Genomic DNA, 21,075 nt, shown 5'->3' with positions numbered 1-21,075 from the left:
AGACGGTGCGGCTATTTTACGGGATGCGGAAGGCGGCCCGCTTTCGGGCTGGCAAGGCGGATAAAGCCGACGGCGCTGAAAAAAAACAAAGCCTCCCGCGCAGGGAGGCTTTGTTGGAGTCGCATTCAACTTTAACTTCAACTTCAACGCCGGCGCCGAAACGTGGCGCCGTGCGTGCAGATACTCAAGCCAGCATGGAGCGCAGCATCCACGCGGTCTTTTCGTGCGTTTGCATGCGTTGCGTCAGCAGGTCGGCCGTCGGTTCGTCGTTGGCGGCTTCCGTCGACGGGAAAATTGCGCGCGCGGTACGCACGACAGCTTCCTGACCTTCCACCAGTTGGCGGATCATTTCTTCCGCGGCCGGCACGCCGTCCGCTTCCGGAATCGACGACAGCTTGGCGAATTCCTTGTAGCTGCCCGGCGCATGCACACCCAGCGCGCGAATCCGTTCAGCGATCGAATCGACCGCCAATGCCAGTTCGTTGTATTGCGTTTCGAACATGAGGTGCAGCGTGTTGAACATCGGACCCGTCACGTTCCAGTGGAAGTTATGGGTCTTCAAATACAGCGTGTAGGTGTCGGCGAGCAGGCGCGACAGACCTTCTGCAATCTTTTTGCGATCTTTGTCGCTGATCCCGATATTGACGTGCTGTACGGCTGCTGTGGCTTCTTTTTTGGCCATGACGACTCCTTTGAAGAGTGATACGAACCGGTCGGCAAAGTGACGGTCTGCGGATAGCAAACTCGACAGCTCGAACGCTCGACAGTTTAGCCTGGAAAACTGCTGCGTTCGTATGACGCGTGGCCACTTGCCGCGTCCACGGCGGCGGCTTCCATCAACCGCCGAGCGCGTGTTGCAGAGCCTGCGCGACGATCACGGCCACTCCGCTCGCGAAGATCGCAAAGCCCACCGCCCGGCGCGCGACCCATGCATGCCGTTGCGCGCTGTTTGCGGCTGACGTGCCGCCTGCCATGGTCGTCATCATCTGCATCATGATCGTGCTCCTTCGATTCGTATCGGTACTAGCGGAACGCAAATGCGCCCGCTCTACTGCATGACTTCAACTGCGCGATTACTGCTTATTGCCTGTTGCGTTCCGCGAGGTCGGCCATCGCGGCGATCACGCCTTGCGCGTAAGCCGGATCCGCGCGACGGAAATGCTCGATCTGACGTGCGACGATTTCTTGCGGCACACCGTTGATATGGCGTGCGATGTTGCCGAACAGACGCTCGCGCTGAGCCGTATCGAAGATCGCAAACAACATACCCGGCTGCGTGTAGTAGTCGTCGTCCAGCCGATGCTCGTAGCGATCCACCGTGCCCGCCGCGAGAGGCGGTTCGGCTGCGTTGGCGTCCTGCGCGAAGTCGCCGAAGCGGTTCGGCTCGTAATTCACGTTGCCGCCGAGGTTGCCGTCGGTGCGCATCGCACCGTCGCGATGGAACGAATGCGGGCTCGGGACGCGCGCTGCATTCACCGGAATCTGATGGTGATTGATCCCGAGTCGATAGCGCTGCGTATCGCCGTATGAGAACAGACGGCCCTGCAACAGACGGTCCGGCGAGAAGCCGATACCCGGCACCACATTGGCGGGCGTGAACGCCGCCTGCTCCACGTCGGCAAAGTAATTCTGTGCGTTGCGATTTAACTCGATCGTGCCGACGTCGATCAACGGATAGTCCTTCTGCGACCAGACTTTCGTGATGTCGAACGGGTTGAAGCGATACGTGACGGCCTCTGCTTCCGGCATCACCTGAATGGCGAAGCGCCACTTCGGGAAATTGCCCGCGTCGATGTTGCCGACCAGATCGCGTTGCGCGCTTTCCCGGTCTTGCGCAACGACTTGTGCCGCTTCGGCATCGGTGAAGTTCTCAATGCCTTGCATCGATTTGAAGTGGAACTTCACCCAGAAACGCTCATTGGCGGCGTTGATAAACGAATACGTGTGCGAGCCGAAGCCGTGCATCTGACGGTAATTCTGCGGAATGCCGCGGTCGCTCATCAGAATCGTCACTTGATGCAGCGATTCCGGATGACGCGACCAGAAATCCCACGCGGCGACATTGCTGCGCATGTTGGTGTAAGGGTCGCGCTTTTGCGTGTGGATGAAGTCCGGAAACTTCAGCGGATCGCGGATAAAGAATACCGGCGTGTTATTGCCGACCACATCCCAGTTGCCTTCTTCCGTGTAGAACTTGATCGAGAAACCGCGCACGTCGCGTTCGGCGTCGGCTGCGCCGCGCTCGCCCGCGACCGTCGAAAAGCGCATGAAGAGCGGCGTTTCCTTGCCGACTTGCGCGAACACCTTGGCCTTCGTGTAGCGCGAGATGTCGTGCGTGACCTTCAACGTGCCGAACGCACCTGAACCTTTGGCGTGAACGCGGCGTTCCGGAATCACTTCACGATCGAAGTGGGCGAGTTTTTCGACCAGCCAGACATCTTGCAGAACAACCGGGCCGCGCGCGCTCGCGGTCATCGAATTCTGGTTGTCGGCGACGGGTGCGCCGGCGGCACTGGTGAGCTTACGTTCGGACATGCGTGACTCCTGGTTGGCTTTTATCGAAACAGATTGTGGGGGCACGACGCGGCACGCTGAGGCCAGAGGCTCATGCGCTAAGCGGACAAGGCCCGATCGACCAGCAGGAAAAACATGACAGTGCGCGCGCTGAGCATTGAGGCGGCAAAACGGCGCGGCGCAACGGCCGTCCGAGGGACGAGGACTTGGACTTGTCGCGGCTTGGATTGCGTCATGATTTCCTCCGGGGTCTTTGGGATCGGGCGATCCGTGGAGGAAACTATAACAATACTATCGAAATATCGTGTTTGATTAATTTTATCTATTCGATAGGCCTGGCGGCTGTCGGCGCCTTGCATGGGCGCCAAGCCGGTCGCTGGGCTTACGCAGCGAGCCGGGCTTCGTGGGGCATCTGTCTAGTTGACCGCGACCGGCAAATCGAGCTTCTTGACGCCCGCCAGATCACAGGAGTTGATAGCGTCGCAAATGGCCTCAATGGCGGGCATGCGCGTGAAGCTCTTGCGCCAGGCCAGCACGACGCGGCGATCCGGCACGGGCTCGTCGAAAGCGACGTAGCTCAGCAGCCCCGAATCGATGCCGCCGGCGTGCGGCTTGACTTCATGCACCGACATGCGCGGCAGCACGGTAATGCCGACACCGCTCGCCACCATGTGGCGGATGGTTTCCAGCGAGGACCCTTCAAAGGTTTTCTGGATGCCGTCCGCGTTTTGCGAAAAGCGCATCAGTTCCGGGCAGACGCCCAGCACATGATCGCGGAAGCAGTGACCGCTGCCGAGCAGCAGCATGGTTTCCTGCTTGAGATCGTCAGCATCGATTTTCGGGCGGTTTTCCCAGGCGTGCCCGGACGGCAAGGCAACCACGAAAGGCTCGTCGTATAGCGGGCGCAGCATCAGGCCGGTTTCCGGAAACGGCAGCGCCATGATGGCGACATCGATTTCGCCTTGCTTGAGCAGTTCGATCAGCTTGAGCGTGTAATTTTCCTGCAGCATCAAGGGCATTTGTGGGACGCGCTTGATCATCTGCTTGACGAGCGTGGGCAGCAGGTACGGCCCGATCGTGTAGATGACGCCAAGCCGCAGTGGCCCGACCAGCGGGTCTTTGCCCTGTTTCGCGATTTCCTTGATGGCGAGCGTCTGTTCGAGAACGCGTTGCGCTTGCGTGACGATCTGTTCGCCGATCGGCGTGACGCTCACTTCGCTGGTGCCGCGCTCGAAGATCTGCACGTTCAGTTCGTCTTCGAGCTTTTTGATTGCCACCGACAGCGTCGGCTGGCTGACGAAACACGCTTCGGCGGCCCGGCCGAAGTGCCGCTCGCGGGCAACCGCGACGATGTATTTCAATTCGGTGAGCGTCATTAGGGGACCAATCAGTGCGGTGAATTCGATAGGTTCTAGTTATACACCTATAGGGTCGGTTCGCCAACTGTTTGGGGTTATTTGCGCGGGGCGCTGAGGGTTTGGTGGGGCTTTCTTGTTGGTTGGCCTTTCCTTGAATTCTTTGTGGTCTATTAGCGTTGCCCCTGTGCGGGGCGGCACCTACTTTCTTTGCCGCGGCAAAGAAAGTAGGCAAAGAAAGCCGCTTCACACCGCCAGCTCGTAAGCGGGTCCCTCGGCTTGGAGGGGGCAGTGGTGCATCTGGAATCCGCCGTCTCGCACATTCCCCGCAAGTGACAAAGCAGTCATACGTCCCGCCTCGCACTACGTGCTCGCCGGAGCGGTCCGCTTGAAAAGCCGGCTTTCGATTACGCGAAGGGGGCCGTCGGCTTCGCCTCGGCGAATCCCGGCGGGATGGTTGGATTGCTTGGCTGCATCGGTACGCGGTGGCCCGCGTGGAAAGCGAGCGCAGGTGGGTGCCCGGACCAATCCACTGTCGATGAAGTACCGCCACGGCGCGCGCAGCGCCGCCGGAAGAATGACTGCCTTGTCACCAAGGCGAAATGTGCGAGAACACGGATTCCAGATACACCACTGCCCTCTCCAAGCCAGGAGACCCGCTTATGAGCTGGCGGTGTGAAGCGGCTTTCTTTGCCTACTTTCTTTGCCGCGGCAAAGAAAGTAGGTGCCGCCCCGCACAGGGGCGACGCTAATAGACCACTAACAAGCCAAGGAAAGGCCAACACCACAAAACCGCCGAGCAGGCAAAAAAACCCTCCTTCAAGCCTTCAAAAACTGCTCCCGCGCGCCAAGCCAGCGCGCCAGATGCTGCAACACGACCTCGGGAAACTTCTCAAGCAAAACCGCCGCAGCCTCCCGCGCAGGCTCAATCAACCATTGATCATTCTGAAGATCAGCAAACCTCAACATCGCCGCGCCCGACTGCCGCGCCCCTAAAAACTCCCCCGGCCCACGAATCTCGAGATCCCGTCTGGCGATCTCAAATCCGTCAGTCGTCTCCCGCATTGTCTGAAGCCGCGCCCGCGCAGTCATCGACAAAGGCCCGGTATAGAGCAATACGCAAACCGAAGCCGCACTCCCGCGCCCCACCCGTCCCCGCAACTGATGCAACTGCGCAAGCCCAAACCGCTCCGCATGCTCGATCACCATCAACGACGCATTCGGCACATCAACACCCACTTCGATCACCGTCGTCGCCACCAGCAACTGCACCTCGTTACGCGTGAACGCATCCATCACGGCGGCCTTTTCAGCCGGCGCAAGCCGCCCATGCACGAGACCGACATTCAGTTCGGGCAACGCGGCCACCAGCGTCTCATACGTCTCGACGGCGGTCTGCAACTGCAAGGTCTCGCTTTCCTCGATCAACGGACACACCCAGTACACCTGGCGCCCCGTCAACGCAGCCTCGCGCACGCGTCCGATCACCTCCTCGCGCCGTGCATCGGACACCAGCTTGGTCAGGATCGGCGTGCGCCCGGGCGGCAATTCGTCAATGGTCGAGACGTCGAGGTCGGCGTAATAGGTCATCGCGAGCGTGCGCGGAATCGGCGTCGCCGACATCATCAGTTGATGCGGCTGGAAGTTGCGCGCGCCATCGGCGGCGTTCAGTGCCTTGGCGCGCAGAGCGAGCCGCTGCGCGACACCGAAGCGGTGCTGTTCGTCGACGATCACCAGCCCGAGGCGCGCGAACTCGACCGCGTCCTGAATGATCGCGTGCGTGCCGATCACGAGTTGCGCGGTGCCGAGCGCCGCGGCTTCGATCGCGGCGCGCTTTTCCTTGGCCTTCAGACTGCCGGCCAGCCACGCGACGCTCACGCCGAGCGGCTCCAACCAGCCGCGCAGTTTGCGCGCGTGCTGTTCGGCGAGGATTTCCGTCGGCGCCATGAGCGCGGCCTGGTAGCCGGCGTCGATGGCCTGCGCCGCGGCCAGCGCGGCGACGATCGTCTTACCGCTTCCGACGTCCCCCTGCAAAAGCCGCTGCATTGGATGAGGCTGCGTCAAATCAAGCGCGATCTCGCCGCCTACGCGCTCCTGCGCCGCCGTCAGCGAAAACGGCAGCGCCTTCAGCAGACGCGCCACCAGCGCGGATTCGTCGCCCAGCTTGCGGCGCGGCATGGCCGGCGCCGCGCGGGTGCGGCGTTCGTCGTGCGCGCGCTTGAGCGACATCTGCTGCGCGAGCAATTCCTCGAATTTGATACGCACCCACGCGGGATGCGTGCCGTCGATCAACGCGGTCTCATCGGACTGAACGCCCGGATGATGCAGCGTGCGCACGGCGTCCATCAGCGACGGCACGCCGAGCGGTTCCATAAACGTCCGCGCGACCGACTCCGGCAGCAGCTCCGGCAGCGACGTGCGCGACAGCGCGTTGTCGATGGATTTGCGCAGATACGCCTGCGTCACGCCCGCGGTGCTGGGATACACGGGCGTCAGCGCCTGCGGCAGCGGCGTGTCTTCGTCGACCACGCGCACGGCCGGATGCACCATCTCCATGCCGAAGAAACCGCCGCGCACGTCGCCGCGCACCCGCAGCCGCGCGCCGATCGCCATCTGCTTGACCTGGGAGCCGTAGAAATTCAGAAAGCGCAGCACGAGTTCGTCGCCGGTGTCGTCGCGCAGTTTCACCAACAACTGACGGCGTGGACGATAGGCGATCTCGTTGTCGAACACCACGCCTTCGGTTTGCGCAACGCCGCCCGGCAGCAGATGCCCGATCGGCGTCAGCGAGGTTTCGTCCTCGTAGCGCATTGGCAAATGCAGCACGAGGTCGATGTCGCGCGTCAGGCCGAGTTTGGTGAGCTTGTCGGCGGTTTTGTCCGTGGGTTTGGAGGCGGATTTCGCGCCGGACTTCGCTGCGGATTTTGCGGCAACCTTGGGGCCGGGCTTGCCGGCGGGCCTGTCGCCGGATGGATCCGCAAGGCCATCGACGCGCTCGCCGACAGATGTTCCAGCGGGCTCGCCGGCGCGTTTGCCGCCAACATCGCCAACGGGCTTGCCATCCGACTCGTCACTTTGTCGCGCGGCTTTTCCAGCGCTCAACCCAACGTCCGCGCCAACACCCTGGCCCGCGTCGCTCACCCCCGCCACCGCCTTGCCGCGCGAGACGCGGCGCCTGGGTTCGGCGCTCACTTCATCGGTAACGGAGGGCGATCGGCGGTCGGACAATGGCATGGGCTGCTTCGCAAGTACAATATCGGCTGTCAAAGGGTTCGGCGCCATACAGCGCGCGGGCTGGCGGGCCGCTCTGGCGTCCCGCAATCATAGCCGCCCGGCTCCGGCTTCGGCTCAATTCAGTTCATTTCGCTTCCAGTCGTTCGTATGTTGACGCTTTCCGATTTCGATTTCGATCTGCCTCCCGAGCTGATCGCGCAAGTCGCGCTGCCCGAGCGCAGCGCCAGCCGCCTGCTCGAAGTGGATCACCCGGCCGACGCCACCGGCCCCGCGCGCCTGATCGACCGCCGTTTCGCCGAGTTGCCCGAATGCATCACGGCCGGCGATCTGCTGGTCTTCAACGATACCAAAGTCCTGAAGGCGCGCTTCCTCGGCCAGAAGGCCAGTGGCGGCAAGATCGAAGTGCTGGTAGAGCGCCTCACCGGCGAGCGCACGGCGCTCGCGCAGATCCGCGCGAGCAAGAGCCCGCAGCCGGGCACCACGATCCGGCTGGCGGATGCATTCGACGTCACGGTCGGCGAGCGCGTCGAGCCGTTCTACACGCTGCATTTCCCCGACGATTGTCTGACGCTGATCGAGCAGTTCGGCCGGCTGCCGTTGCCGCCGTACATCGAGCACGATCCCGACTCGACCGATGAAACCCGCTATCAAACGGTGTTCGCGCAGAATCCCGGCGCCGTCGCTGCGCCCACGGCCGGCCTGCATTTCGACAACACGCTGCTGGCCCGCCTCGACGAAAAAGGCGTGGAACGCGCGACGCTGACGCTGCACGTCGGCGCGGGCACGTTCCAGCCGGTGCGGGTCGAGAATCTCGCCGAGCACAAGATGCACAGCGAGTGGTATCACTTGCCGCAATCGCTCGCTGACAAGATCGCGGCGACGCGCGCGCGCGGCAACCGCGTGATCGCGGTGGGCACGACCTCGATGCGCGCGCTCGAAGCCGCCGCGCGCGACGCCGAAGCCGCAGGTCGCCCGTTGGCCGCAGCCAGCACGGAAACCGACATTTTCATCACGCCGGGCTATAAATTCCGCGTGGTCGACCGGCTCGTCACCAATTTCCATTTGCCGAAATCCACGCTGCTGATGCTCGTGTCGGCTTTCGCGGGCGTCGAGACGATTCGCGAAACCTATCGCCATGCGATCGAGCAGCGTTACCGCTTCTTCAGCTACGGCGACGCGATGCTGCTCACGCGGCGCGACGTCTGATCGACGTCCACGAGATTTTTCGCAGTTCCAAGCCGCCGCGAACGTTTCCGCCGGCGCTCAATATTTGCGCCGGACTGTTTTCCGGTAGCACAGGAGTTATTTCATGACCAACGGTCAATCCGTTAGCACGCGCGCCGACCATGGCGCTTACCTCGGCGATCACGTTCGCCCGGAAAACGGCCTCAATTTCGAACTGCTCGGCGTCGACGGCCTGGCTCGCCGCGGCCGCGTCACGTTGAACCACGGCGTGGTGGAAACGCCGATCTTCATGCCCGTCGGCACCTACGGCACCGTGAAGGCTGTGCAGCCGCGCGAGCTCAAAGAAATGCACGCGCAGATCATCCTCGGCAACACCTTCCACCTGTGGCTGCGCCCGGGCCTCGAAACGATCGAGGCGCACGGCGGTCTGCACGGCTTCATGGGCTGGAAAAAGCCGATCCTCACCGACTCGGGCGGCTTCCAGGTGTTCTCACTAGGCGATCTGCGCAAGATCACCGAAGATGGCGTCACGTTCGCGTCGCCGATCAACGGCGACAAACTGTTTCTGTCGCCCGAAGTGTCCATGCAGATCCAGAAAGTGCTGAACTCCGACATCGTCATGCAGTTCGACGAATGCACGCCGTACGCGACCAATAACGTGCCGACCTCGCACAAGGAAGCGGCCGATTCGATGCGCATGTCAATGCGCTGGGCGCAGCGCTCCATCGACGAATTCAGGCGGCTGGGCAATCCCAACGCGCTGTTCGGCATCGTGCAAGGCGGCATGTTCGAGGACTTGCGCGAAGAGTCGCTGGCAGGCCTCGCCGAGAAGGATTTCCATGGTCTCGCGATCGGCGGTCTGTCGGTCGGCGAGCCGAAGGAAGACATGATGCGCGTGCTGAACCACATCGGCCCCAAGTTGCCGGCCAACAAGCCGCACTACCTGATGGGTGTGGGCACGCCGGAAGATCTGGTGGCGGGCGTGGCCGCCGGCGTCGACATGTTCGATTGCGTGATGCCGACCCGCAACGCGCGCAACGGCTGGCTGTTCACGCGTTTCGGCGACGTGAAGATCCGCAACGCGGCGCATAAAAATTCGCTGCGCCCGCTCGACGAGCAGTGCGGCTGCTACACCTGCCGAAATTTCACTCGCGGCTATCTGCATCATCTGCATCGAGTAGGGGAGATCCTCGCTGCGCAGTTGAACACGATCCACAATCTGCACTACTACCTCGAGCTGATGCAGGAAATCCGCGACGCGATCGACGCGAAAATGTTCGAGGCTTTCCGCAAACGCTTTCACGAGAACCGCGCGCGCGGCACCGCCGAGGCGCCGTAACGGCGCGGGACAACGGATTCAGCCGAAGAATCCGTCCACCTCGCCGGGAAAACCTTACAATTGTCTTTCGCTGGCGGCGGTAAAAACGGCAAAGCAGGCTTTAAACGGTTGATCCCAAAGCCGATTCGCCGCGCCGACGCGCGTCGGGCCGGTGGTAGAATAACCGGCTGATTTTTTTGATCGTTTTGACTTATAACGGAGAGACCAACGTGTCGTTCATTTCCAATGCCTTCGCCCAAGGCACAGCAACAGGTGGCATTGAATCGAACCTGATGAGCTTCCTGCCGCTGATCCTGATGTTCGGCGTGCTGTACTTCATCATGATTCGCCCGCAAATGAAGCGCCAGAAGGAACATCGCAACATGCTCGCCGCGATGGCCAAGGGCGATGAAGTGGTGACGAATGGCGGCATCGTCGGCAAGGTGACCAAGGTGGGCGAAGCCTACGTCGGCGTCGAAATCTCGGAAGGCACGGAAATCACCGTGCAAAAAGCGTCGGTTACGACGATTCTCCCGAAGGGCACGATCAAGTCGCTGTAAGGCCGAATCTCTCGCGTCCGGCGCGGCCTCGCCGGCGGTCCACGCAGCACACCGTGAACCGCCCGCGCTCATCGCCGGACGCATCGCTTCCAAGCCAACCTTCCCGTTGGACCACTCATGAATCGTTACCCCCTCTGGAAATACGCCGTGATGCTGGTGGCTCTGGTCATCGGCCTCGTGTACACGCTGCCCAACCTGTTCGGCGAAGCGCCGGCGGTGCAGGTGTCGAGCGGCAAGGCAACGGTCAAGCTCGACTCGACCACGCTGTCGGCTGTCGAAGCCGCGCTCGCCGCGAATCAGATCAAGCCGGACGACGTCACGTTCGACAACTCGGCGACCAACGCGAACATCCGCGTGCGTCTGCCGGACACCGACACGCAACTGCGCGTGAAAGACCTGCTGCAGAAGTCGCTGAACAGCGATCCGACCGACCCGCAGTACATCGTCGCGCTGAATCTGCAAAGCGCGTCGCCGCGCTGGCTGACCGCCCTGCACGCGCTGCCGATGTACCTCGGTCTCGATCTGCGCGGCGGCGTCCACTTCCTGCTGCAGGTCGACATGGCCGGCGCGCTGAACAAAAAGCTCGATTCGGACGCTTCGGACGCGCGCACGCTGCTGCGTGACAAGAACATCCGCGACGGCGGCGTGAACCGCGTGAACCAGTCGGTGGTGATCAATTTCGCCGACCAGGCCACGGCGGACAACGCGTCGAAGCAACTGAGCCGCGGCATCGCCGAACTCCAGTGGGCCTCGCAAGCCGGCCCGGACGGCGGCGTGCAACTGGTCGGCACGTTCACGCCGGCAGTGCAGAAAGCCGTGCAGGACGCCGCGCTCAAGCAGAACATCACTACGCTGCACAACCGCGTGAACGAACTCGGCGTGGCCGAGCCGGTGATCCAGCAGCAAGGCGCCGACCGCATCGTGGTCGAACTGCCGGGCGTGCAGGACACGGCGAAGGCGAAGGACATCATCGGCCGCACGGCAACGCTCGAAGCGCGCCTCGCCGATCCGGTCAACACGCATCCGAATCCGTCCGATCCGGTGCCGCCGGGCGACGAACTGTTCACGCAAGGCAACCAGACGCCGGTGCTGCTGCGCAAGCAGATCATCTTCACGGGCGACCGGATCATCGACGCGTCGGCGGGCTTCGACGAACATCAACGCCCTTCGGTCAACATCCGTCTGGATTCGGCCGGCGGCCGCGCGGTGGCCAGCATCTCGCGCGACAACATCGGCAAGCCGATGGCCATGGTGCTGTTCGAAAAGGGCAAGGGCGAAGTGCTGACGGTGGCAACGATCCAGTCGGAACTGGGCGACCGCTTCCAGATCACCGGCCAGGCCACGCCGCAAGGCGCCGCCGACCTCGCGCTGCTGCTGCGCGCCGGTTCGCTGGCCGCGCCGATGGACATCATCGAAGAACGCACGATCGGCCCGAGCCTCGGCGCGGACAACATCAAGAAGGGCTTCCACTCGGTGGTGTGGGGCTTCGCGGCGATCGCCGTCTTCATGATCGCGTACTACATGCTGTTCGGCGTGATCTCCATGATCGGCCTGTCGGTCAACCTGCTGCTGCTGATCGCCGTGCTGTCCATGCTGCAAGCCACGCTCACCTTGCCGGGTATCGCCGCTATCGCGCTCGCGCTCGGTATGGCGATCGACGCGAACGTGCTGATCAACGAACGCGTGCGTGAAGAACTGCGCAACGGCGCGCCGCCGCAACTGGCCATCCAGAACGGCTACGCGCACGCCTGGGCGACGATTCTCGACTCGAACGTCACCACGCTGATCGCCGGTATCGCGCTGCTCGCATTCGGCTCCGGCCCGGTGCGCGGCTTTGCGATCGTGCACTGTATCGGCATTCTGACGTCGATGTTCTCGGCCGTGTTCTTCTCGCGCGGCATCGTCAATCTTTGGTACGGCGGCAAGAAGAAGCTGAAGTCGCTGGCTATCGGCCAGGTGTGGCGTCCGGAGACGGCGCCGGCAGGCTCGGCTGCTTACCTCGGCAGCGAAGACGCCGCGACCGACACGGCGCAAGCCGTTGCCGCGGTCGCCGCCAAGCCGTCGAAGGCCAGGGCCGCCGTCGCGCAGGCACGCGCCGGCAAGCCGACCGTGCGCCGCCGCAATGCGCCGGGTTCGTCGCCGGGTTCATCGAGCACGCCGCAGAAACCGGGTTCGTCCCGCTGAGTCCCGGAGAACAAGACCATGGAATTTTTCCGTTTCCGCAAAGACATTCCGTTCATGCAGCGCGCGTTGATTTTCAACGCGATCTCGCTGCTGACGTTCCTTGCCGCTGTGTTTTTCCTGCTGCATCGCGGGCTGCATCTGTCGGTGGAGTTCACCGGCGGCACGGTTGTCGAAGTGCAGTATCCGGGCGCCGCGCCGCTCGAACCGGTGCGCGCCACGCTGGGCAAGCTCGGTTACGCCGACGCTCAGGTGCAGAACTTCGGCACCTCGCGCGACGTGCTGATCCGCCTGCCGCTCAAACAGGGCTACACGTCCGCGCAACAGAGCGATCAGGTGATGACCGCGCTGAAGGCCGACACACCGCAAGTGCAATTGCAACGCGTCGAGTTCGTGGGCCCGCAGGTCGGCAAGGAACTCGCCACCGACGGTCTGCTCGCGCTCGCTTGTGTGGTGGTCGGCATCGTGATCTACCTGTCGTTCCGCTTCGAATGGAAGTACGCGGTGGCCGGCGTGATCGCGAACTTGCACGACGTGATCATCATTCTCGGCTTCTTCGCGTTCTTCCAGTGGGAGTTCTCGCTGTCCGTGCTGGCCGCGGTGCTCGCCGTACTCGGCTATTCGGTGAACGAGTCGGTGGTTATCTTCGACCGGATTCGTGAGACCTTCCGCCGCGAGCGCAAGCTGACCGTGATCGAGGTGATCAATCACGCGATCACCAGCACGATGTCGCGAACCATCATCACCCACGGCTGTACGCAGATGATGGTGCTGTCGATGTTCCTGTTCGGCGGCCCGACGCTGCACTACTTCGCCTTGGCGCTGACGGTCGGTATTCTGTTCGGTATCTACTCGTCGGTGTTCGTCGCCGCGGCGCTCGCCATGTGGTTCGGCGTGAAGCGCGAAGATCTGGTCAAGGACAGGAAGGACCGCACCGACGCGGACGATCCGAACGCAGGCGCGCAAGTCTGATCCTGTTGTAGTTTCAGACCTCGCAATGCAAAAGGCCGGTTCATCACGAGCCGGCCTTTTGCGTTTACCGCCGCCCTTCTTCGTCGTCGCGCCACCCTATACCGGAGCGAGACGGCACAGCGCCCGCTTCAGCGAAAACCAAGCTTGCGACGCGCCGCCATCAGTGCGACAAGACTCACGAGCGCGGCGAAAATCAGGTAGTAACTCGGCGCGGCCTTCGAGCCCGTCGCGCTGATCAGCCACGCGATGATGAACGGCCCGAAGCCGCCGAAGATCGTCACGGCAATGTTATAAGCCAGCGACATGCCGGTGGTACGCGTTTGCACCGGGAACATCTCCGAAAGCAGGCCTGGCAGCGCCGCGAAGTAACCGGTCATCAGAAAGCCGAACACGATCTGCATGGCAATCAAGGTGCCGAAAGTCGGATGCGCAACCAGGTACACGAAGGCCGGATAGATGAGCACAAGCAGCAGCAGCGCCGAGATCAGCATGATCGTGGTGCGCCCATGCCGGTCAGACAGATGGCCGATCAGCGGCGAGAACACCATCTGAATCAAGCCGGTCAGCGCAATCGCCGCGAACGCGACGGAAGGCGCCAGCCCCAACTGCTTGACGCCGAACGTCGGCATGAACAGCACAAGATACGTCGACACCGTGCCGAGCACGACCACGCCAATCGCGATCAGCAGGCGCAATTTCTGACCCGTGAAGGTATCGCGCAGCGGCGTCTCGGTGGTTTCGGCCGCGAGAAACTCGGGCGTCTCGTCGAGCTTCGTGCGGATGTACCACGCGACCGGACCGATCAGCAGACCGAAGATGAACGGCACGCGCCAACCCCAGGCACCCATCTGTTCCGGCGAGAGCTTGCCGGTGAGCAGTACGCCAAAACCGGCGGCAAGCAGCGTGGTCAGCCCCTGGCTCGCCACCTGCCAGCTCGCAAAAAAGCCGCGCCGGCCCGGCACGTGTTCCGCGAGAAACGCGGTGGCGCTGCCGAATTCGCCGCCCGCCGAGAAACCTTGCATCAGACGCGCCAGCACGAGGATCACGGGCGCGGCGAGGCCGATACTTTGATAGGTTGGCAGAATCGCGATGATCAGCGTGCCGCCCATCATCAGCAGGATCGAGAGCGTGAGCGCCGCCTTGCGGCCGGCGCGGTCGGCATACGCGCCGATCACGATCGCGCCGAGCGGCCGCATGAAGAACGACACGCCGAACGTGCCGAGCGTGAGGAGCAGCGAGACCGTGTCGTTACCGGCCGGGAAAAACAGCTTCGCGATGATCACCGCGAAAAAACCGTACACCACCAGATCGAACCATTCCAGCGCGTTGCCGATCGAGGCCGCGACCACCGCGCGCCACGAATTCTGCCGGCTCCCCGCCAGGCTTGCTGCTGTCGTTGCGTTCATGCAGATCTCCGATTCGCGCGAAATATTATTCATGTCGGCATTACGCCTCAAACGCCCGACTGGATGCGCGCACAACCAGTACGGTGCCTGCGCTCTATGTACCCGAAAAAATAAACCGGCGCGAGTGCGGAATTGCGCGATGCCGCTGCGTAAGGCTTTCAGCGTTTCAAATGGTCAACAAAAAACCGCTTCGTCGCGAAAGCGAACGAAACGGTTTTTTGTTGCGACGCAACGGCGACGCGATTGAAGACCTTGAATCAAACGCCCATGAAAGCGCTTATTGCTTGATGCCTTCGGATTGAATATGCAGCTTGGTGTCCATGCTGAAGCCGTACTTGGAGCCGAAATCCATGCCGTAATCGGCGCGGCTGAAATGCGCGCTCGCTTCCACGCCGCACACTTCGCGCTTGAGCACCGGATGCTGCATACACTTGAACGACTCGATCTTCAGATTGAGCGGCTTGGTGACGCCGTGCATGGTCAGGCTGCCGACCACTTCGACCGGCTTGTCGCCGTCGAACTTGATATCGGTGCCCTTATAAGTCGCCGACGGATACTTGGCGACGTCGAAGAACTCGTTCGACTTCAAGTGCTCGTCGAGCTTGCCGTTGCCCGTATCGATCGACGCGGGATCGACCGTCACGTCTACCGTGCCGGTTTTCGCCGCGCGGTCGAGCGTGACCGTGCCCGAGCTTTTGGTGAATTTGCCGCGCCACACCGACATGCCGCCGAAGTGATCCGCCTCGAAGCTCGGATACGTGTGGGTGGGGTCGAGCTGATAGGTATCGGCGGCCGCGAACGCGCCGAACGAAAAAGTCGAAGCCAGCGCGCCGACGGCGATCAACATGGATGTTTTCAATTCACGCTCCTAGGTTCTCGAAGAAAGCTGCCGCGCCCGAACAGCGCGGCGACCATCACTTATGTGCTGCAACGATATGAAATTTGATGACCACTTCGTCGGCGACTACCGAGGTGTCTTTCCATTCCCCGGTGCCTATATCGAATTGCGAGCGCTTGATCGGCAGTGAACCGTCGAAGGTTTGCACGGCGCCCTGCTGGGTCACCGTCACCGGCACCACCACCGTCTGCGACTTGCCCTTGATGGTCAGCTTGCCCGTCACCTTGAACTGGTTGCCGCCGGCCGGCGCGATCGCGCTCGAGACGAACGTGGCGCTCGGATAGGTCTTCGCGTCGAACCAGTCCTTGCCGCGCACCTGGTCGTTGTAGCTTTCGTCGCCGAGATCGTAGCTGGCCACGTCGATGCTGAGCTGCGCGGTGCCGTCGGCCGGTTTTGCCGGATCGAACTTGATCTGCGCGGTGAACTTGCCGAACTTGCCTTCCACCGGCACGTTCATCTGCTTCGAGGTGGCCGTCACCGAACTCTTCGCGACGTCGACTTGCGCCAAGGCGCTGCCTGCCACCGTCAGCGAGGCCGCGGCGAACGCGGCGAGCATGTAGCGATAAAACGAAACCTTCATGGTTGTCCTTATTTGAGGAAAGGGAGCATGCGTGAGAGCAGGCCGTCGCGGTCCAGCCATTGATGCTTGAGCGCGGCCACAACGTGCAACGCGACCAGCACGAGCAAGGTGTAATTCAACGTGATATGCACGTTCTTCAGCAGTTCCTTGAGATGCGGATCCGGCGCGATCAGGCGCGGCAGCGGAATCAGCCCGAGGTACACCACCGGGATGTTGGCCGCCGAGCTGTACAGATAGCCCGAGGCGGGAATCGCGATCATCAGCGCATACAGCAGCAGGTGCACGAGATGCGCCGCGCCGCGCTGCCAGACCGGCATGCGGCGCGGCATCACGGGAGCCGCATGCGTGGCGCGCCACAGAATGCGCAGGACGGCGAGCACGAACACGGTCACGCCGATCCATTTGTGCCACGAGAAGTACTTCAGCTTGGTGGGCGTGAAGCCGGGAATATCGGTCATCACCCAGCCGAGCGCGAAGCCGCACACGATCAGCAGCGCGATCAGCCAATGCAGGGCGATGGCAGTCCGCGTGTACGACTCGCGGCTGGCGAACGAAGGATTGAGTGCCATGACAGGTCAACGCAAGCTAAGAGAGGTTAACGGCGCAGCCCGCACTGCTATTCCAGCGTTCGATGCACATGGCATCGACGCGTATCACGGGACCATGCCAGTTGCGGCACGCGCCAAGGCGGCCATGCTACCCCAACCGGAAAAAACTGGCTGCGGGCCGCTGGCGCACCGCGGATCGGCAGTTCCTTCGCCCACGTCGCCGGCATTGAACAATTGGGGACGGAGGCTGTCAGAGTTATACCGATTGCATGTAGGATCAACTGTCAGCTGAACAGGCCGCCCCGCCCGCGGTCCGCAGCCCATGCGACGGTCCGTGCGACGTCCGGGCGCGTTTTGGTACTATTGCTCCACCTTTTTATCAGACCTGCCATAGAACGGGCATTGCACGCCTCCCCTCACACCGTCGGCCCCTTGCTCTATGGACCATGACAACCTGATTGCGTGCCATGAATGCGATACGCTGTTCCGCAAGCCGCGGCTTGTCGGGCGCACGGTCGCGCGCTGTCCGCGTTGCGGGGCGACGCTCTACAGCGGCGTGGCCCGCAAGCTCGACGCCATCAGCGCAATGACGCTGGGCGCGCTGATCACTTTCCTGATCGCGCAGGGCTTCCCGATCGTCGAACTCGAAACCAATGGCATCACCTCGCAGACCACGTTGTTCGGCGCGCTCGTCGCGTTGTGGGGCGAAGACATGCAGATCGTCGCGGTCATGGTGTTCTGCTCGACCATTCTGTTTCCGCTGACTGAGCTCCTTGCCCTGCTCTATGTGCTGATCCCGCTGCGCGCGGGTTATGTGCCGCCCGCCTTCAATCAGGTGCTGCGCGCCATTCAGTTCGTGCGCCCGTGGGGCATGATCGAAGTGTTCATGCTCGGCGTTCTGATCACGATCGTGAAGATGGTCAGTCTCGCGCGCGTGATTCCCGAAGCGGCGCTGTTCGCGTTCGGCGTGCTCACGCTGATGTTCGCGGTGGTGGTCACATTCGATCCACGCATTCTGTGGGACCTCGCCGACGAACTCGGCGGCCGCAGCCAGCGCCCACTGCCGCGTACCTCCGCCGATAGCGCGGCGGCCGCCGTCAGTTCGATCGCCGGCCCGCCCGCGCCGGCCGAAGTACACACCGCCGCGACACCTGACGTGCGCACTGCACCGTCCGGCTTGCCGCCGGGCACGCCGCCAGTGCCGCCGACGCCACGTCGAGGATGAGCGCGCGATGAAATACGTCACCGCAAGACGCGCCGGCCTGCTTAGTTGCCACGCATGCGGACGCGTCGAACCGCGCATCCGCTCCGTCACGCCGCAGCACTGCGCACGGTGCGGCTCGCGCCTGCACTCGCGCAACCCTGACAGCCTGATGCGCACGTGGGCGCTGCTGATCGCCGCGGCACTCCTGTATATTCCCGCGAATCTGCTGCCGGTGATGCACACCTCGTCGCTGCTCGGTTCCGAAGACGACACCATCATGAGCGGCGTCGTCTATTTCTGGACCTCGGGCGACTGGCCGCTCGCGGTGATCGTGTTCATCGCCAGCATCATGGTGCCGATGCTCAAGCTGAGCGTGCTCGTGCTGCTGACCGTCACAGCGCAGCGTCGGTCGCGCTGGCGGCCCGAGCAGCGCACCACGCTATACCGGATGGTCGAACGGATCGGGCGCTGGTCGATGCTCGACGTGTTCGTCGTCACACTGACTGTCGCGCTGGTGCGCTTCAAATCGCTTGCCGTCATCACGGCCGGCCCCGGGGCGATCGCCTTCGGCTCAGTCGTGATTCTGACCATGATGGCCTCCATGCAATTCGATCCACGGCTCATCTGGGATAGTGTGGAAGGCAGCGTGGAAGGCAGCGCGAAGGGCAGTACCCAAAAACCTCAGGACCTCAAACATGACTAGCCCGCAAGAACCGACGCCCGCCTCCGATGCGCCGCGCAACGATTCGAACGGACCGAAGCTGCCGCCCCAACTCCCGGACCCTGAAATTGAGCCGCGCAGCCGCTGGCTGCCTTCGCTCGTCTGGGTGATTCCGCTGATCGCCGCGCTGATCGGTATCGCGCTCGTGATCAAGTCGGTGACCGAGAAAGGCCCGACCATCACGATCAGCTTCGTGAGCGCCGAAGGTCTCGAACCCGGCAAGACCAAGGTGAAGTACAAGGATGTCGACGTCGGCTCGGTGAAGACCATCACGCTGTCGAAAGATCTGTCCCACGTGCTCGTGCAGGTGCAGTTGACCAAGGAAGGCGAAGACTTCGCGGTCAAGGACTCGCGTTTCTGGGTGGTGCGGCCGCGTGTAGGCGCGAGCGGCGTGTCGGGCCTCACCACGCTGCTCTCGGGCGCGTACATTGGGGCAGACGCCGGGCACTCGCCGGATAGTGAGAAGAATTTTGTCGGCCTGGAAACGCCGCCGCCTATTACCGGCGGTCAGAAGGGCCACCAGTTCGTGCTGCACGGCGACTCGCTCGGCTCGATCGACATCGGCTCGCCGATCTTTTACCGGCGCGTCCAGGTCGGCCAGGTGGTCGGCTTCTCGCTCGACAAGGACGGCACCGGCGTGACCATGCAGGTGTTCGTATCGGCGCCGTTCGACCAGTACGTCGGCACCAATTCGCGCTGGTGGCATGCGAGCGGCGTCGATCTGCGGCTCGATTCCAGCGGCTTCAAGCTGAATACGCAATCGCTTGCCACGGTGATCGTGGGCGGCTTGTCGTTCCAGTCGCCGCCGGGTCAGGGCGTGGGCGCGCAGGCGCCGAACAATATGACGTTCCGCCTCGGCTCGGACGAAGCGGATGCGATGCGCGATCCGGACGGCGTGCCGTTGCGTGTGGTGATGAACTTCAACCAGTCGCTGCGTGGCTTGTCGATCGGCGCACCGGTCGATTTCCGCGGCATCGTGCTGGGCCAGGTGACCAACATCGGCATCGACTACGATCCGAAGACGCGCAGCTTCACCATGCCGGTGACGATGAACCTGTACCCCGACCGTCTCGGCAAGCGCTTCCGCGAAACCGCGCCCGCACCGGGCAGCATGGCGGGGCAAACCATGCTGCAAGCGCTTGTCAAACATGGTCTGCGTGGCCAGTTGCGCACGGGCAACCTGATTACGAGCCAGTTGTACGTGGCGGTGGATATCTTCCCGAAGGCGCCGCCGGCAACCGTCGACGTAACAAAGGATCCGCTCGAACTGCCGACGATTCCGAACACGCTCGACGAGTTGCAACTTCAGGTCGCCGACATTGCGAAGAAGCTCGACGCGGTGCCGTTCGATCAGATCGGCAACAACCTGAACAGCGCGCTGAAGAACGCCGATCAACTCTTCACGCGACTCGACAAGGAAGTCGTGCCGCAGGCTCGCGACACGCTCGCGGCGGCCAAGCAAACCTTCGGTTCGGCCGAAGCGACGTTGCAGCAGGACTCGCCGTTGCAGTCCGATGTTCATCAGGCGTTGCAGGAATTGACGCGCACGTTGCAATCGCTGAATGCGCTGTCGGATTATCTGGAGCGTCATCCCGAATCGCTGTTGCGCGGTAAAACAGGAGATAAACCATGATGTTTGCCCGGCTCCCCCGCCCGCCGCGCGGGCTCGTGCGCGGCGCTGTCATTGCAGGCGCGCTGGCCGGTATGGCAGCGCTCGCCGCGTGCTCGTCGCCAGCAAGCCGCTTCTATACGCTCGGCGCCGACAGTGCCGCCGGATCGGCTGCGCCGGTCAGCGCGCAGACCACCGCGGCGCCGGCATGGCTGATCGAAGTCGCGCCGATCGACGTGCCGCCGCAGGTGACCAAGAATCAACTCGTCGTGCAAACGGGGCCGACGCAGGTTCAGGTGCTCGAGCAGGACCGCTGGGCTTCCTTGCCCGGCGACGAAATCCGTCGCGCGCTGTCGACGAATCTGACGGAGCAATTGGGCACCATCGACGTGTACGGCACGGCGTATCCGGATTCGACGCCGGTGTATCGCGTCAGCATGAATGTGCAGCGCTTCGAGTCATGGCCCGGTTCGCATGCGTTGATCGATGCGGTGTGGAGCGTGCGGGCCGTGCGGAGCACGACGGTGATGACTTGCCGCAGCGTGGTGAGCGAGCCGGTCAGCGGCGGATATGACGCGCTGGTGGACGGGCACCGGAAGGCGTTGCAGGAGATCTCCGCGCAAGTGGCTTCGGCGGTGCGGGCCATGGCGGCGTCGGCTGCGCAGGCCCGAGGGAATGCGACGACGAAGGGCGCGGTTGCGTCCGCGCCGCCGTGTCCGCCGAGCGCCGGCAGCGCGGCGACCGGCGCTTGATCGATCGGGCACGGTGCAACGCCGTTGCCTATTGCCCG

General features: G+C 62.8%; 18 protein-coding genes. 9 read left to right on the top strand and 9 right to left on the bottom strand.

The features are described 5' to 3' along the window. Nucleotides 1-184: 184 nt before the first annotated feature. The 5 genes from B0G81_RS28085 to recG all read right to left on the bottom strand — a co-directional run bounded on the left by B0G81_RS28085 (nucleotide 185) and on the right by recG (nucleotide 7,103). Complete coding sequence (locus B0G81_RS28085) at nucleotides 185-682, bottom strand: Dps family protein (RefSeq protein WP_106284510.1); 498 nt, start codon at nucleotides 680-682, stop codon at nucleotides 185-187. Between the two features lie 154 nt (nucleotides 683-836). After that, complete coding sequence (locus B0G81_RS43825) at nucleotides 837-995, bottom strand: hypothetical protein (RefSeq protein ID WP_166679069.1); 159 nt, start codon at nucleotides 993-995, stop codon at nucleotides 837-839. Nucleotides 996-1,080: 85 nt separating this feature from the next. Beyond that, a complete protein-coding gene (locus B0G81_RS28080; RefSeq protein ID WP_134139739.1) occupies nucleotides 1,081-2,535 on the bottom strand; it encodes a catalase in 1,455 nt (484 codons plus the stop codon). Between the two features lie 395 nt (nucleotides 2,536-2,930). Continuing rightward, entirely contained in the window at nucleotides 2,931-3,890 is a 960-nt protein-coding gene (locus B0G81_RS28070) for a LysR substrate-binding domain-containing protein (RefSeq protein ID WP_106284513.1), read from the bottom strand. A gap of 798 nt (nucleotides 3,891-4,688) precedes the next feature. Further along, nucleotides 4,689-7,103 carry an ATP-dependent DNA helicase RecG gene (gene recG, locus B0G81_RS28060; RefSeq protein WP_134139732.1) on the bottom strand — a complete coding sequence of 805 codons (2,415 nt, stop codon included), beginning with the start codon at nucleotides 7,101-7,103 and terminating at the stop codon, nucleotides 4,689-4,691. Between the two features lie 147 nt (nucleotides 7,104-7,250). On the opposite strand from recG, the gene queA reads away from it, so the two are divergent. From queA to secF, 5 genes are all read left to right on the top strand, one after another. Beyond that, nucleotides 7,251-8,309, top strand: coding sequence for a tRNA preQ1(34) S-adenosylmethionine ribosyltransferase-isomerase QueA (queA, locus tag B0G81_RS28055; RefSeq protein ID WP_134139727.1), 1,059 nt, complete (start codon nucleotides 7,251-7,253; stop codon nucleotides 8,307-8,309). Nucleotides 8,310-8,412: 103 nt separating this feature from the next. Continuing rightward, nucleotides 8,413-9,627 (top strand): tRNA guanosine(34) transglycosylase Tgt, encoded by a 1,215-nt coding sequence (gene tgt, locus B0G81_RS28050; RefSeq protein WP_134139721.1) that lies wholly within the window; start codon nucleotides 8,413-8,415, stop codon nucleotides 9,625-9,627. A 209-nt stretch (nucleotides 9,628-9,836) separates the two neighbouring features. Continuing rightward, nucleotides 9,837-10,166 carry a preprotein translocase subunit YajC gene (gene yajC, locus B0G81_RS28045; RefSeq protein WP_007179286.1) on the top strand — a complete coding sequence of 110 codons (330 nt, stop codon included), beginning with the start codon at nucleotides 9,837-9,839 and terminating at the stop codon, nucleotides 10,164-10,166. 117 nt (nucleotides 10,167-10,283) lie between these two features. Further along, nucleotides 10,284-12,350, top strand: a complete 2,067-nt coding sequence (gene secD / locus B0G81_RS28040; RefSeq protein WP_116142871.1) for a protein translocase subunit SecD — start codon at nucleotides 10,284-10,286, stop codon at nucleotides 12,348-12,350. Nucleotides 12,351-12,368: 18 nt separating this feature from the next. Then, on the top strand, nucleotides 12,369-13,319 hold the full coding sequence (secF, locus tag B0G81_RS28035) for a protein translocase subunit SecF (RefSeq protein WP_134139717.1): 951 nt from the start codon (nucleotides 12,369-12,371) through the stop codon (nucleotides 13,317-13,319). 128 nt (nucleotides 13,320-13,447) lie between these two features. Here secF and B0G81_RS28030 read toward each other — a convergent pair whose 3' ends face one another. From B0G81_RS28030 to B0G81_RS28015, 4 genes are all read right to left on the bottom strand, one after another. Further along, nucleotides 13,448-14,725, bottom strand: coding sequence for an MFS transporter (locus B0G81_RS28030; RefSeq protein ID WP_134139712.1), 1,278 nt, complete (start codon nucleotides 14,723-14,725; stop codon nucleotides 13,448-13,450). A 277-nt stretch (nucleotides 14,726-15,002) separates the two neighbouring features. Next, on the bottom strand, nucleotides 15,003-15,572 hold the full coding sequence (locus tag B0G81_RS28025) for a YceI family protein (protein WP_106281925.1): 570 nt from the start codon (nucleotides 15,570-15,572) through the stop codon (nucleotides 15,003-15,005). Nucleotides 15,573-15,639: 67 nt separating this feature from the next. Further along, nucleotides 15,640-16,203 (bottom strand): YceI family protein, encoded by a 564-nt coding sequence (locus B0G81_RS28020; protein ID WP_116119000.1) that lies wholly within the window; start codon nucleotides 16,201-16,203, stop codon nucleotides 15,640-15,642. A gap of 8 nt (nucleotides 16,204-16,211) precedes the next feature. Next, on the bottom strand, nucleotides 16,212-16,772 hold the full coding sequence (locus tag B0G81_RS28015; protein WP_116118999.1) for a cytochrome b: 561 nt from the start codon (nucleotides 16,770-16,772) through the stop codon (nucleotides 16,212-16,214). 418 nt (nucleotides 16,773-17,190) lie between these two features. Between B0G81_RS28015 and B0G81_RS28010 the strand changes: the two genes are divergently transcribed. From B0G81_RS28010 to B0G81_RS27995, 4 genes are read left to right on the top strand one after another with little or no spacing between them, the layout of a single operon-like run. Beyond that, a complete protein-coding gene (locus B0G81_RS28010; RefSeq protein WP_134139708.1) occupies nucleotides 17,191-17,976 on the top strand; it encodes a paraquat-inducible protein A in 786 nt (261 codons plus the stop codon). A 7-nt stretch (nucleotides 17,977-17,983) separates the two neighbouring features. Continuing rightward, a complete protein-coding gene (locus tag B0G81_RS28005; protein WP_106281932.1) occupies nucleotides 17,984-18,658 on the top strand; it encodes a paraquat-inducible protein A in 675 nt (224 codons plus the stop codon). After that, the gene (locus tag B0G81_RS28000) at nucleotides 18,651-20,309 is read left to right on the top strand and encodes an MlaD family protein (RefSeq protein WP_106281933.1); all 1,659 of its coding nucleotides are present in this window, start codon (nucleotides 18,651-18,653) and stop codon (nucleotides 20,307-20,309) included. Before B0G81_RS28005 ends, B0G81_RS28000 begins: the two co-directional genes overlap by 8 nt. Then, nucleotides 20,306-21,037 carry a PqiC family protein gene (locus tag B0G81_RS27995; RefSeq protein WP_134139703.1) on the top strand — a complete coding sequence of 244 codons (732 nt, stop codon included), beginning with the start codon at nucleotides 20,306-20,308 and terminating at the stop codon, nucleotides 21,035-21,037. Before B0G81_RS28000 ends, B0G81_RS27995 begins: the two co-directional genes overlap by 4 nt. Nucleotides 21,038-21,075 lie beyond the last annotated feature (38 nt).

The organism is Paraburkholderia sp. BL6665CI2N2 (assembly GCF_004366535.1).
Classification (GTDB): domain Bacteria; phylum Pseudomonadota; class Gammaproteobacteria; order Burkholderiales; family Burkholderiaceae; genus Paraburkholderia.
This window is presented reverse-complemented; position numbering and strand designations above follow the sequence as displayed.